Origin of the sequence: Xanthomonas sp. 1678, assembly GCF_031455575.1 — a bacterium.
GTDB lineage: Bacteria > Pseudomonadota > Gammaproteobacteria > Xanthomonadales > Xanthomonadaceae > Xanthomonas_A.
Genome location: NZ_JAVDSZ010000003.1, coordinates 256,830 through 270,492, shown reverse-complemented (window position 1 = coordinate 270,492; position 13,663 = coordinate 256,830). Strand labels below are relative to the sequence as shown.

12 protein-coding genes and 2 tRNA genes are annotated in these 13,663 nt (G+C 68.7%); 12 read left to right on the top strand and 2 right to left on the bottom strand.

The annotated features are described in order from the left end of the window. Positions 1-31: 31 nt before the first annotated feature. The 7 genes from J2Y70_RS07480 to J2Y70_RS07450 all read left to right on the top strand — a co-directional run bounded on the left by J2Y70_RS07480 (position 32) and on the right by J2Y70_RS07450 (position 4,751). Positions 32-1,432, top strand: coding sequence for a PhoH family protein (locus tag J2Y70_RS07480; protein ID WP_179564215.1), 1,401 nt, complete (start codon positions 32-34; stop codon positions 1,430-1,432). Continuing rightward, the gene (locus tag J2Y70_RS07475; RefSeq protein ID WP_309915384.1) at positions 1,429-1,926 is read left to right on the top strand and encodes a hypothetical protein; all 498 of its coding nucleotides are present in this window, start codon (positions 1,429-1,431) and stop codon (positions 1,924-1,926) included. The genes J2Y70_RS07480 and J2Y70_RS07475 overlap by 4 nt, the downstream gene beginning before the upstream one ends. A 69-nt stretch (positions 1,927-1,995) precedes the next feature. Continuing rightward, positions 1,996-2,664, top strand: a complete 669-nt coding sequence (locus J2Y70_RS07470; protein ID WP_309915381.1) for a YoaK family protein — start codon at positions 1,996-1,998, stop codon at positions 2,662-2,664. A gap of 43 nt (positions 2,665-2,707) precedes the next feature. Continuing rightward, the gene (thiD, locus tag J2Y70_RS07465) at positions 2,708-3,517 is read left to right on the top strand and encodes a bifunctional hydroxymethylpyrimidine kinase/phosphomethylpyrimidine kinase (RefSeq protein ID WP_309915378.1); all 810 of its coding nucleotides are present in this window, start codon (positions 2,708-2,710) and stop codon (positions 3,515-3,517) included. Further along, positions 3,514-4,365 (top strand): alpha/beta fold hydrolase, encoded by an 852-nt coding sequence (locus J2Y70_RS07460; protein ID WP_309915376.1) that lies wholly within the window; start codon positions 3,514-3,516, stop codon positions 4,363-4,365. The genes thiD and J2Y70_RS07460 overlap by 4 nt, the downstream gene beginning before the upstream one ends. A 63-nt stretch (positions 4,366-4,428) precedes the next feature. Then, positions 4,429-4,505: transfer RNA gene (locus J2Y70_RS07455), tRNA-Arg, on the top strand. Between the two features lie 169 nt (positions 4,506-4,674). Then, positions 4,675-4,751: transfer RNA gene (locus J2Y70_RS07450), tRNA-Arg, on the top strand. Between the two features lie 91 nt (positions 4,752-4,842). Here the strand turns inward: J2Y70_RS07450 and J2Y70_RS07445 are convergent. Further along, entirely contained in the window at positions 4,843-5,832 is a 990-nt protein-coding gene (locus J2Y70_RS07445; RefSeq protein WP_263398440.1) for a DedA family protein/thiosulfate sulfurtransferase GlpE, read from the bottom strand. A 110-nt stretch (positions 5,833-5,942) separates the two neighbouring features. Beyond that, the gene (locus J2Y70_RS07440) at positions 5,943-6,869 is read right to left on the bottom strand and encodes a LysR substrate-binding domain-containing protein (protein WP_263398106.1); all 927 of its coding nucleotides are present in this window, start codon (positions 6,867-6,869) and stop codon (positions 5,943-5,945) included. Between the two features lie 161 nt (positions 6,870-7,030). Here J2Y70_RS07440 and J2Y70_RS07435 point away from each other — a divergent pair, with 161 nt between their 5' ends. The 5 genes from J2Y70_RS07435 (at position 7,031) to J2Y70_RS07415 (ending at position 13,517) form a co-directional block, all read left to right on the top strand. Next, a complete protein-coding gene (locus tag J2Y70_RS07435) occupies positions 7,031-7,732 on the top strand; it encodes a pirin family protein (protein WP_263398105.1) in 702 nt (233 codons plus the stop codon). Between the two features lie 303 nt (positions 7,733-8,035). Beyond that, on the top strand, positions 8,036-8,431 hold the full coding sequence (arr, locus tag J2Y70_RS07430) for an NAD(+)--rifampin ADP-ribosyltransferase (RefSeq protein WP_369011079.1): 396 nt from the start codon (positions 8,036-8,038) through the stop codon (positions 8,429-8,431). 205 nt (positions 8,432-8,636) lie between these two features. Continuing rightward, complete coding sequence (locus J2Y70_RS07425) at positions 8,637-9,254, top strand: TetR/AcrR family transcriptional regulator (protein ID WP_309915369.1); 618 nt, start codon at positions 8,637-8,639, stop codon at positions 9,252-9,254. A 79-nt stretch (positions 9,255-9,333) separates the two neighbouring features. Beyond that, entirely contained in the window at positions 9,334-10,452 is a 1,119-nt protein-coding gene (locus tag J2Y70_RS07420; protein ID WP_309915366.1) for an efflux RND transporter periplasmic adaptor subunit, read from the top strand. After that, complete coding sequence (locus tag J2Y70_RS07415; protein WP_309915363.1) at positions 10,449-13,517, top strand: efflux RND transporter permease subunit; 3,069 nt, start codon at positions 10,449-10,451, stop codon at positions 13,515-13,517. Before J2Y70_RS07420 ends, J2Y70_RS07415 begins: the two co-directional genes overlap by 4 nt. Positions 13,518-13,663 lie beyond the last annotated feature (146 nt).

The window sequence follows — 13,663 nt, the reverse complement described above, 5'->3', positions numbered from 1 at the left end:
TCTGTCCCTGTCCCCTTCCCAGGAATCCACGATGACCCGAGGCAAGCGCATCTACGTGCTGGATACCAACGTGCTGATGCACGATCCGACCGCGCTGTTCAAGTTCGAGGAACACGACGTGTTCCTGCCGATGCAGGTGATCGAGGAGCTGGACAACGCCAAGAAGGGCATGTCCGAGGTCAGCCGCAACGCGCGCCAGGTCAGCCGTTTCCTCAACGAGCTGATCGAAGGCGCCGGCGCCGAGCAGATCGAGTCGGGCATCCCGCTCAGCCATCCGCAGGGCATCCAGCTCAAGAGCAGCGGCAGCATCGGCCGGCTGTACTTCCAGACCCGCCCGGTCGAGCCCGGGCGCAGCTTCGGCACCGTGGCGCCGGACAACAAGATCCTGGCCGCGGTGCTGGCGCTGCGCGAGGACGGCCCGGAAACGCCGGTGATCCTGGTGTCCAAGGACATCAACCTGCGGATCAAGGCGGCGATCAGCGGCCTGATCGCCGAGGATTACGAGAACGACCGCGCGCTGGACGATTTCAGCCTGCTGTACACCGGCGCGATCGAACTGCCGGAGGACTTCTGGCAGAAGCACAACCAGGACCTGCGCAGCTGGAGCGACAAGGGCCGCACCTGCTACGAGATCGCGCTGGCCGACGACGAGGACTGGTATCCGAACCAGTACCTGTACCTGCCCGGCGACGACGAGGTCGAGCTGCGCGTGGTCAAGGTCAGCGGCGAGCGCAAGGCGACGCTGGCGCTGGTCGACGATTTCCGCAGCGGCCAGCACGCGGTGTGGGGCATCGCCGCGCGCAACCGCGAACAGAACTTCGCGCTCAACGCGCTGATGGACCCGGAGATCGACTTCGTCACCCTGCTCGGCACCGCCGGCACCGGCAAGACCCTGCTGGCGCTGGCCGCCGGCCTGGCGCAGACCATGGACCAGCAGCGCTACCGCGAGATCATCATGACCCGCGCCACGGTCAGCGTCGGCGAGGACATCGGCTTCCTGCCCGGCACCGAGGAAGAGAAGATGACGCCGTGGATGGGCGCGCTGACCGACAACCTGGAAGTGCTGACCCACAACCAGGAAGGCGGCGCCTGGGGCCGCGCGGCGACCAACGACCTGCTCGCCAGCCGGATCAAGATCCGCTCGATGAACTTCATGCGCGGGCGCACCTTCCTGTCGCGCTACCTGATCCTGGACGAAGCGCAGAACCTGACCCCGAAGCAGATGAAGACGCTGATCACCCGTGCCGGCCCCGGCACCAAGATCGTGTGCCTGGGCAACGTCGAGCAGATCGACACCCCGTACCTGACCGAAACCACCTCGGGCCTGACCTACGCGGTGGATCGCTTCAAGGCCTGGCCGCACAGCGCGCACGTGACCCTGCGCCGCGGCGAGCGCTCGCGCCTGGCCGATTACGCCTCGGAGGTGCTGTGAGCGCCGCCGGCGCGCGCCTGGGCGGCGCGGCGCTGGCGCTGGCGCTGGCGCTGCTCGGCGCGTGCACCACCACGCGCGGACCGGCCAGCGTGCCGACCGCGATCAAGGCCGGGCAGTCGTGGGTCGTCACCCGCAACAGCACCGCCGCGCAGGTGCTCGACACCTGTTCGCGCGACAGCCCGGCGCGCCACGACGGCGCGGTGAGCGGTTACTGGGCGCCGAGCCTGGAGCAGATCGCGCAGCTGGAAACGCGGCTGGCGCAACTGCAGCCGAGCATCGCCGAGCCGGCCAGCTACGACCGCCAGTACGTCGGCATCCTCTACCGCGGCCAGCAGGCGATCTACGTCAACGCGTTCAAGCCGAACGACGACAGCGATCTCGACCCCAGCGTCGATGCGGTGCGCGTATGCGGCGGCGGCAGCGGCTTCTGGGGCGCGGTGTTCGACCCGGCCAGCGGCAGCTTCTCCGAGATCGCCGTCAACGGCGCGAAGTAGGCCACAGCGCATGCGCCGGCCGCCTCCGTCCAGCCCGTCGCGCGCGGCGCGCCGGTGCGGCGCCGGCGCATGAACTTCGAGCTGCCGCGCTGGGCCTGGGCGTTCGCCGGCGCGCTGGCCTGCGTGGCCGGCATGGTCAACGTGGTCGGCTATCTGGGCTTCGAACACCAGGCGGTGACCCACCTGACCGGCACCACCACCCTGCTCGGCGCGGCGCTGGCTGACGGCGACATGCGGGTGATCGGCAACCTGCTCGGCGTGGTGCTGGCCTTCCTCGGCGGCGCGGTGCTCAGCGGCATCGTGGTGCAGGACAGCCGGCTGCGGCTGGGCCGCCGCTACGGCGTGGCGCTGGCGCTGGAAGCGCTGCTGCTGCTGGCGGCGATGCAGGCGTTCAAGCAGCAACAACTGGTCGGCGCGCTGCTCGCCGCCGCGGCCTGCGGCCTGCAGAACGCGATGACCACCACCTACAGCGGCGCGGTGGTGCGCACCACCCACCTGACCGGCATGTTCACCGACCTGGGCATCGGCCTGGGCCAGGCGCTGCGCGGCCTGCCGCTGCCGCGCCGGCGCATCCGCCTGAGCCTGCTGATCATCGGCGGCTTCCTGCTCGGCGGCGTGCTCGGCGCCTGGGCCTATCGCCGCATCGGCTTCGATGCGCTGCTGGCGCCGGCGCTGCTGACCGGGCTGGTCGGCACCACCTATGCGCTGCAGGCCCATTACCGGCGCCAGCAGCGCTGAACGCGCGGTCGCCAAGCCGCGGCCGACGCTGCACAATCGGCGCATGAGCGAACCATCCGTCGTCTCCGCATTGAGCATCGCCGGCACCGACTCGGGCGGCGGCGCCGGCATCCAGGCGGACCTGAAGACCTTCGCCGCGCATCGCGTGCACGGCGTGTCGGCGATCGCCGCACTGACCGCGCAGCACACCCGCGGGGTCAGCGCCGTGCACGTGCCGCCGCTGGCGTTCCTGCGCGCGCAGATCGACGCCTGCTTCGCCGATTTCGACATCGCCGCGGTCAAGCTCGGCATGCTCGCCAATGCCGCGGTGATCCATCTGGTCGCCGACGCGCTGGAGCAGTACCGCCCGCCGTTCGTGGTGCTGGACCCGGTGATGGTCGCGACCAGCGGTGCCAAGCTGCTCGAAGACGATGCGCTGGATGCGCTGCGCAGCCGCCTGTTGCCGCTGGCGACGCTGGTCACCCCGAACACGCCGGAAGCGCAGCTGCTGCTGGGCCGCACGATCGAGAACGCCGACGATGCCGAGCACGCCACCGCCGCGCTGCTGCAGGCCGGCGCGCAGGCGGTGCTGCTCAAGGGCGGCCACCTGGCCGAAGGCCACCGGGTGATCGACCGCTACGACGACGGCGTCAGCCGCAGCGAATTCAGCCATGCGCGGCTGGCGCTGCAGGCGCACGGCACCGGCTGCACCCTCGCCTCGGCGATCGCCGCGCAGCTGTGCCAGGGCCTGGCGTTGCCGGTGGCCTGCGAAGCGGCGATCGACTACGTCGCCCGCGCGCTGCAGGGCGGCTACCGCCCCGGCCGCGGCGATGTGGTGGTGCTGGACCACTTCGGCGCAGCGCGCGGCGCATGAGCGTGCAGGCGATGACGGACCAGGCGCTGCCGGCCAGCGCCGGCGACGGCCATCGCTGGAGCGTGCTGACGCGCATTCCCGCCGCGCCGCGCCAGGCGCTGCTGTGGCTGCCTGCGCTGGGCGTGGCCGCGCGCCACTACCTGCCGTTGGCCGAGGCGCTGGCCGCACGCGGCGTGGCCGTGTTCCTGCACGAATGGCGCGGCAACGGCAGCAGCACGCTGCGCCCGTCGCGCGCCTGCGACTGGGGCTACCGGCAACTGCTGTGCGAGGACCTGCCGGCCAGCCACGCGGCGCTGGCGCAGCACAGCGCGCTGCCGCTGACCGTCGGCGGCCACAGCCTCGGCGGGCAGCTCGCCTGCTGCTACGCCGCGCTGCATCCGCAGGCCTTCGCGCAGCTGTGGCTGGTCGCCAGCGGCACGCCGTACTGGCGCCATTTCGCCGCGCCGCGTCGCTATCTGCTGCCGTTGGCGTACCGCCTGATGGCATGGCTGGCGCAGCGCCAGGGCGTGCTGCACGGACGCCGACTCGGCTTCGGCGGCACCGAGGCGCGCGGCCTGATCGCGGACTGGACGCGCGTGGGCCTGAGCGGTCGCTATGCGGCCGCGGGCATGAGCGCCGATCTGGAAGCGCGGCTGGCGCAACTCACCGCACCGGTGCGCGGCGTGCTGCTGCAGGACGACTGGATGGGACCGGAAACCTCGCTGCGCGCCTTTGTGCGCAAGCTGGCGCCGCGCAAGCTCGAGGTGCAGTCGCTGGATGCGGCGCAACTGGGCGCCACGGCCGACCATTTCGCCTGGATGCGGCGGCCGGCGGCGGTGGCGCAGGCCCTGCTCGGCGCCGCAGGATGAATTTTTTCCGCGAAGGGCATTGACGGGTCCGGGGGACTCGGTAATAATTCCGCTCCTGACGACGCGCCCGTAGCTCAGTTGGATAGAGTACCTGGCTACGAACCAGGCGGTCGGGAGTTCGAATCTCTCCGGGCGCACCAGTCAGATGAAAAACGACAAACTCGGTTTGTCGTTTTTTTTGCGTGTCCGCCGGCCATTCGCGAGCATGCGACCTACATCGCCGCGCACGGCCATCGGCCTTTCCGCGCATCGGCGCACGCCGGTGTAGACGGATCGGCAGAACTCGGGAATAATCCCGCGCCTGACGACGCGCCCGTAGCTCAGTTGGATAGAGTACCTGGCTACGAACCAGGCGGTCGGGAGTTCGAATCTCTCCGGGCGCACCAGTCAGATCAAAAACGACAAGCCTGCGCTTGTCGTTTTTTTTTGCCTTTCGATTCGCTGGTGCCCGCACTGCAAGCGCTTGCGCGCAGCCGCTTACGCAGCGACCTTGCCGCCGATGCCCGGCGCCGGCGCTGCCGTCCCGCCACCCAGCTCGATCACCGCGTAACCCGCCGCGCGCCATGCATCCAGGCCGCCGCGCAGCGGCACCACGTCCTCGTAGTGATGCTGGCGCAGGCGCGTGGCCAGCACCGCCGCCGATACTTCGTTCGGACAGGCGCAGTAGATGACGATCTTGCGATCGCGCGGCAGCGCCGCGACGATGGCGTCGATGCGGCGATCGTCCACTTCCATCGCGCCGGGAATCGCATACGGCTCGAGCGTGCGATAGCCCGGTGCGCGGATGTCCAGCACCATCGGCGTGGCCTCGCCCTGCATCAGCGCATACAGCTCGTCCACGTCAATGCGCAGCGTCTCCATCGACTTCAGCAGCGTATGCCGGCGCCACGCGCGATAGCCGATGTAGAGCACCAGCAGGCCCGCCAGCAGCAGCACCGCGCGCGTGCCGAGCAGGCTCAACCAGTCCAGCACGTCCTCCACCTGGTCGGCGAACGCCAGGCCGAGCAGCAAACCGCAGCCGGCCCACAGCGCCGCGCCCAGCGCGTCGTAGCGCAGGAACGCGCCCGGCCGCGCCCGCATCGCCCCGGCCATCGGCACCGACACCATCGACAGGCCGGGCACGAACTTGGCCACCGCCAGCACGCGCACGCCCCAGCGGGTGTAGAAGCGCTCGGTCCGCTTCATGCAGGTATCGCGCGACAGCGACAGGCGGCACAGCGACTGCAGCGTGCGGTTGCCGTAGCGGCGCCCGGCGCCGAACCAGACCAGATCACCGATCAGGCTGGCCGCGATCGACACCGACAACGCGGCCAGCAGGCTGCTCCAGACCGCGCTGCCATCGAGCAGTGCATAGGTCGCACCGACCAGGATCAGGGTCGGCAATGCCGGCACCGGCAGGCCCAGCGACAACGCCAGCACGTTGACGAAGACCAGGCCCAGGCCGTAACGCGCGATCAGTTCCTGCATGGCCATGCCCGCGCCGGGGAGAAGAAGGGATGCGGCATTATCCTCCGGTCATCGGCGTGCGGCGCGCACGACGGCGCATCACCGGCGGAACAGACCCGCCCATCGGGCGCTCACTCCAGCCGCGACTGCAGCCGCGCCAGCCACGCCTCGAACACCCCGGGCTGGCGCATGCGCGCGCGCCACCACGCCAGCGCCGCGCCCTCCTCGCCGCTGCGCCACGCCAGCTGGAACACCTCGTCCGGCTTCGGCTCCTCGACCTGCTTGCGTACCAGCGCGCCGCGCGCCAGCGCCGCCCGCGCGTAGGGCTCGGGCAGGAACCCGAAGCCCAGCCCGGCCAGCTGCAGGCGGTACTTGCTGGGCATATCCGGCACGGTCAGCGTGTCCTGGCCGAACAGCAGCCCGACCGTGCGCGGCAGCAGCCGCCGCGCCGAATCGGCGACCGCGACCGCACGGTGCTCGGCCAACTGGCTGCGGCCGAGCGGCTCGACCGCCTGCGCCAGCGGATGCGCGGGCGCGACCACGAACACGAACGGCAACGTGCCGAACGGCTCGGCGACATAGCCGCCGCCGCTGGGCCCCTCCCCGGCCGCGCCGACCAGCAGGTCCACGCGCCGGTCCAGCAGCGCCTCCCAGGTGCCGGACAGCGATTCCTGCACGATCCGCAGCCGGGTCTGGTCGGCGACCGCGTAGAACGCGGCCACGTCCTCTGCCAGGCAGTCCGGCGCGAACACCGAGTCCAGGCCCAGCGCGAACTCGGTCTCCCAGCCGGAGGCGACGCGGCGCACACGCAGTTCCAGATCGCTGGCCGCGCGCAGCAGGTGCCGGCCCTCGCGCAGCAGCTCGGCCCCGGCCGCGGTGAGCGCCACCTTCGGCCCCAGCCGCGCGAACAGCTGCACACCCAGGTCCTCCTCCAGCTTGGCCACCGTGTAGGAAATGGTCGACGGCACCTTGTACAGCGCCTTGCCGGCCGCCGAGAACGAGCCGCGGCGGTCGATGGCGTCGAGGATCTGCAAGGCGTCGAGGCTGATCTTGAGCATTCGAATTTTTCGATGATAGAGACCGAATCTATCCGTTTTTCAAATCCGGGACCAGTGCGGATACTTGTCCTCACCGCAAGGCAGCCACGAAATCCAACCGATATCGCCGCCGCCCTGCCTATCGATCCACTTGCACATACCGCCACTATCAGGAGCTTCTCATGCTGCAGATCCGCCCCAGCGACACCCGCGGCCGCGCCGAGCACGGCTGGCTGTCCTCGCGCCACACCTTCTCCTTCGGCCACTACCACGACCCGCGCCACATGGGCTTCGGCCCGCTGCGGGTGATCAACGAAGACCGGGTGCAGCCGGGCCAGGGCTTCGGCACCCATGCGCACAGCAACATGGAGATCCTGTCCTACGTGCTCGACGGCGCGCTGGAACACAAGGACAGCATGGGCAACGGCTCGGTGCTGCGCTACGGCGACGTGCAGCGCATGAGCGCCGGCTCCGGGGTCAGCCACAGCGAGTTCAATCACTCGGCCAGCGAGCCGGTGCACTTCCTGCAGATCTGGCTGATGCCGGAACGCGCCGGGATCGAACCTGGCTACGAGGAAAAGCACTTCGCGCCGGAGACCAAGCGCGGCCAGCTGCGCCTGATCGCCGCGCCGCAGGGCGAGGACGGCGCCGTGCGGATCCACCAGGATGCGCGCATCTACGCGGCGATCCTGGACGGCGACGAGCGCGTCGACTACCCGCTGGCCGACGGACGCGGCGCCTACGTGCAGGTCATCCGCGGCGCGCTCACGGTCAATGGCCAGGCACTGAAAGCCGGCGACGCGGCGCAGGCCGTGGACGAGGCGCAGCTGCACTTCGCCGATGCGCAGGACACGGAATTCCTGCTGTTCGACCTGCCGCGCTGAGCTCCGTAACGCGCGCCTTTCCGCAAGGCGAGGCGCGCAACGGAACAGACCCGCCCTCGCGGCGGGTTTGTCCGTGCGCGTGATGCGCCGGCGACGCGCTCGCCGGCGCCCGCGCAGCCCTACCCGCCTGGCGCCAGATCGGCACCACGCTGCCCAGTGCGCCGCCATGCCATAAACAAAAAGGGAGACGCCAAGCGCCTCCCCACCATGAATTTATATAACGCATGGGGGCTTGCGGCAAGGCCCTGCGCTTCATGCAGCATCGCCGACCTGTCGATACGGCAGGGAACCGGAGCAACGATGATGGACACGCAGACGTACTACCACGGCACCAAGGCCGACCTGCAGTTGGGCGATCTGATCGAGCCCGGTTACGCCTCCAACTACGGCAAAAGGAAGCCGGCCGCTTTCGTCTACCTGACCGCCACGCTGGACGCGGCCATCTGGGGAGCCGAACTGGCCATGGGCGAAGGTCGCGGCAGGATCTACCTCGTGGAACCCACAGGACCGATGGAAGACGATCCGAACCTGACCGACAAGCGCTTCCCGGGCAACCCCACCAAGTCCTATCGCTGCCGGCAACCGTTGCGCGTCCTGGGCGAGGTCGCGCAATGGGAGGGCCATTCCCCCGACAGGCTCAAGGAGATGCACGATCACCTTGAGCAACTCAAGCAACAAGGGATCGAGGCGATCGACTAGCTCAGCGCTGTTCGGCCACGGGCACTTTGCCCAGGCCGACGCGGTTCGCGGCGCGGCTTGCCCTGGCAAGCTGCAAGGCCGGCGCCCCTGGCGCCTGCAGGATCGACGCTTGAAGCGCCTGCATTCGGCGCCCTGAGTTGGAAGTGACCAGTATTCCATCCAGTCACAATTTGCCAGCCCGACTGCCCGCCGATAAAGTGCCCGCATGAGCATCGATACCGATAACCCGGCGCCCACGCGCGGTCCCGGGGACCATGAGGTCCGCGACCAGATCGTCGCCGCCGCGACCGAGCACTTCAGCCACTACGGCTACGAGAAAACGACCGTGTCCGACCTGGCACGGGCGATCGGCTTCTCCAAGGCCTACATCTACAAGTTCTTCGCTTCAAAACAGTCGATCGGAGAAGCCATCTGCGGCACCTGCCTGCGCGGCATCGAGCAGCAGATCGAGGCGGCCATCGCCAGTACCGACAGCGCACCGGAGCAGCTGCGGCGCATGTTCCGCGTCGCCGTGGAAGCGAGCGTGGAGCTGTTCAATGAGGACCGGAAGCTCTACGAGATCGCCGTCGCGGCGGCCTCCGAGGGCTGGCCCACGGCGGTGGCCTACGAGGCCCGCGTGGGTGCGCACCTGCAGAAGATCCTGGAGCGGGGCCGGGCCGCGGGCGACTTCGAGCGCAAGACACCGCTGGACGAGGCGTCTCACGCCATCTATCTGGTCATGCGCCCATACCTGAATCCATTGCTGCTGCGTCACAGCCTGCAGTACAGCGAAGAGGCGCCGACGCGGCTCTCCAGCCTGATCCTGAGAAGCCTGTCGCCTTGATCGCAAGTTAGTGACTATTGACAATATTGGTCACTAGGAACAACATTCCGGCATCGATAGTTCCTCTTCGGGTTCTTCCATGCCGCGGCACCGTTCTCCAGGCCTGCTGTCACTTTCCCTACTCTCCCTGGCCCTGGCCGCCTGCAGTGGCAAGCCGCCGCCGGATCCCAGGACCGAGCCGCCACTGGTGCGGGTCGAGGCCGTGCGTGCCGGATCCACCGAGACCCGTTCCTTCACCGGCACCATCCAGGCACGGGTGCAAAGCGACCTAGGCTTCCGCGTCTCCGGCAAGGTGCTGGAGCGGTTGGTGGATGCGGGGAAAGACGTAAAACGCGGCCAGCCGCTGATGCGCATGGACCCGGCCGATCTGGACCTGGCCACCAGTGCGCAGCGCCAAGCGGTCGCTGCCGCCAGGGCGCGCGCGACGCAGGCCGGCCAGGACGAGGTGCGGTACCGGAAGCTGGCCGCGAGCCAGGTGGTTTCGCAGTCCGCGTATGACCAGATCAAGGCCGCGGCGGACACCGCGCAGGCGGAACTGCATGCCGCACAGGCGCAGGCGGCGGTGGCCGCCAACGCCAGTGGCTATGCGACGCTGCTTGCCGATAGCGATGGCGTGGTCGCCCAGACCCTGGCCGAGCCGGGCCAGGTCGTTGCCGCCGGACAGGTGGTGGTGCGCCTGGCCCGTTCCGGTCCGCGCGAAGCGGTCGTGCAGTTGCCGGAGACAGTGCGTCCAGCGCTGGGTTCCACCGCCACGGCCAGCATCTATGGCCGCTCCGGCGCCCCGGAGACTGCGCGCCTGCGGGTGCTGTCCAGCGCGGCCGATCCGCTGTCGCGCACCTTCGAAGCGCGTTACGTGCTGGATGCGCAAGAGCAGCCGCCGCCGCTGGGCGCCACGGTGACGCTGCAGCTGCCCAACCAGGGCGCGGCGGCCGGGGCCAGCGGCGTGCTCGTCCCGCTGGCCGGGCTGAGCGACAGCGGCAAGGGCCCGGGCGTCTGGCTCATCGACGGTCAGCCGGCGAAGGCGCGCTGGCGGCCGGTAAAGGTATTGCGCATCGGCGATGACAGCGCATACGTGTCCGGCAACCTCAAGGACGGCGACCGCGTCGCCGCGCTGGGTGCGCACCTGCTGCGCGAAGGCCAGCCGGTGCGGATTCTGGAACGCGCGGCCGCCGCCCGTGCCGGAGTGCCCGCACCGTGAGCGGCTTCAATCTTTCCGCGCTGGCGGTGCGGGAACGTTCCATCACCGTGTTCCTGATCCTGCTGGTGTCGCTGGCCGGCATCGTCTCGTTCTTCAAGCTCGGCCGCGCCGAGGATCCGGCCTTCACGGTGAAGGTGATGACCGTCGTCACCGCCTGGCCGGGCGCCACGGCCCAGGAAATGCAGGACCAGGTGGCCGAGAAGCTGGAGAAGCGGCTGCAGGAACTGCGCTGGTACGACCGCAGCGAGACCTTCACCCGCCCCGGCCTGGCATTCACCACGCTGAGCCTGCTGGACAGCACGCCGCCTTCGCAGGTGCAGGACGAGTTCTACCAGGCGCGCAAGAAAATGCAGGACGAGGCGGCGAACCTGCCGGCCGGCGTGATCGGGCCGATGGTCAACGACGAATATGCCGACGTCACCTTCGCCCTGTTCGCGCTGAAGGCCAAGGGCGAGCCGCACCGTGTCCTGACCCGCGATGCGGAGACGCTGCGCCAGCGGATCCTGCACGTGCCCGGCGTCAAGAAGGTCAACATCATTGGCGAACAGCCCGAGCGCATCTTCGTCGAGTTCTCCCACGAGCGTCTGGCCACCCTGGGCATCGGCCCGCAGGACGTGTTCGCCGCGCTGAACGGGCAGAACGCGCTGACTCCGTCCGGCTCGGTGGACACCAAAGGATCGACGGTATTCGTCAGGCTCGATGGCGCCCTGGACGAGCTGGACAAGATCCGCAACACGCCGATCGTGTCTGGCGGCAAGACGGTCAAGCTGGCCGACATCGCCACCGTCAAGCGTGGCTATGAAGACCCTGCCACCTTCCTCATCCGCAACGGTGGCGAGCCTGCGCTGCTGCTTGGCGTGGTCATGCGCGATGGCTGGAATGGACTCGACCTCGGCAAGGCGCTGGACGGCGAAATGGCGGCGATCAACGGCGAGCTGCCGCTGGGCATGGCGCTGAACAAGGTGACCGACCAGTCCGACAACATCAGCGCGTCGGTCGACGAATTCATGGTGAAGTTCTTCGTGGCGCTGGTGGTGGTGATGCTGGTCTGCTTCGTCAGCATGGGCTGGCGGGTCGGCGTGGTGGTGGCCGCCGCGGTACCGCTGACGTTGGCGGCGGTGTTCTTGATCATGGCCGCCACCGGCAAGAACTTCGACCGCATCACCCTGGGCTCGCTGATCCTTGCGCTGGGCTTGCTGGTGGACGATGCCATCATCGCCATCGAGATGATGGTGGTGAAGATGGAAGAAGGCTTCAGCCGCGTGGCCGCCTCGGCCTACGCGTGGAGCCATACCGCCGCACCGATGCTGTCCGGCACGCTGGTCACCGCGGTCGGCTTCATGCCCAATGGCTTCGCCCGTTCCACGGCCGGCGAGTACACCAGCAACATGTTCTGGATCGTCGGCATTGCGCTGATCGCGTCGTGGGTGGTCGCGGTGGTGTTCACGCCGTACCTGGGCGTGAAGCTGCTGCCGCAGCTGAAACAGGTGGAAGGCGGCCACCAGGCGATGTACGACACGCCGCGCTACAACCGCTTCCGCCGCCTGCTGAACGGGGTGATCGCACGCAAGTGGCTGGTGGCGGGTTCGGTGGTGGTGCTGTTCGCGCTGGCGATCCTCGGCATGGGCGCGGTGAAGAAGCAGTTCTTCCCGATCTCCGATCGCCCGGAAGTGCTGGTGGAAGTGCAGATGCCGTATGGCACCGCGATCGCGCAGACCAGCGCGGCCACGGCCAAGGTCGAGGCCTGGCTGGCCAGGCAGAAGGAGGCCCGCATCGTTACCGCCTACATCGGCCAGGGCGCTCCGCGCTTCTTCCTGGCCATGTCGCCGGAACTGCCCGACCCCGCGTTCGCCAAGATCGTCATCCGCACCGACAGCCAGGAAGAGCGCGAAGCATTGAAGCACCGGCTGCGCACGGCAGTGGCCGCAGGCCTGGCACCGGAAGCGCAGGTGCGCGTGAGCCAGCTGGTGTTCGGCCCGTACTCGCCGTTCCCGGTGGCTTACCGGGTGAGCGGCCCGGACCCGGACGTGCTGCGCGGCATCGCCAGCCAGGTCGAAGCGCAGCTGCGTGCCAGCCCGACGATGCGCACGGTCAACAGCGACTGGGGCGCGCGCACGCCAGCGCTGCACTTCAGCCTGGACCAGGACCGCCTGCAGGCGGTCGGGCTGAGCTCCAGCAGTGCCGCCCAGCAGCTGCAGTTCCTACTGAACGGCGTGCCGGTGACCACCGTGCGCGAGGACATCCGCACCGTGCAGGTGCTGGCGCGTTCGTCCGGCACGACCCGCCTGGACCCAGCCAAGATGCAGGATTTCACCTTGACCGGTGCAGCGGGGCAGCGCATTCCGCTATCGCAGATCGGCACGGTGGACATGCGCATGGAAGAACCGTTGATGCGCCGCCGCGATCGCGTTCCCACCATCACCGTGCGCGGCGACATTGCCGAGGGCCTGCAGCCGCCGGATGTTTCCAAGGCGATGACCGCCGCGCTCGCGCCGCTGCGTGAAACGCTGCCCAAGGGCTACAGCATCACCGAGGCCGGCGCGATCGAGGAATCCGGCAAGGCGATGGCGGCGATGCTGCCGCTGTTCCCGATCATGCTGGCGCTGACCCTGCTGATCATCGTGCTGCAGGTCCGCTCGATGTCGGCGATGATCATGGTGTTCCTGACCAGCCCGCTTGGCCTGATCGGCGTGGTGCCGACCCTGCTGCTGTTCCAGCAACCGTTCGGCATCAACGCGCTGGTCGGCCTGATCGCGTTGTCCGGCATCCTGATGCGCAACACGCTGATCCTGATCGGGCAGATCCACCACAACGAACATGAAGGCATGAACGCGCGCCAGGCGCTGGTGGAGGCCACCGTGCAACGTGCGCGGCCAGTGATCCTGACCGCGCTGGCAGCCGTGCTCGCCTTCATCCCGCTCACCCACTCGGTGTTCTGGGGAACCCTGGCCTACACCCTGATCGGCGGCACGATCGCCGGCACGGTGCTGACCCTGGTGTTCCTGCCGGCCATGTATTCCATCTGGTTCAAGATCCGCGCCGATGCGGTGCAGGAAGCGAAGTGATGCGCACGGCCAACAATGCGCGAACGCGGGTAACCGGCATGAGCGGGAGCAATCGCGCCGCATCCTCTGTAGTCACAGCGCGGCTCGACGAAGCATGAATCCACATACCATTAAACCAACACAACAATCGCCAATTCCCTGCACCA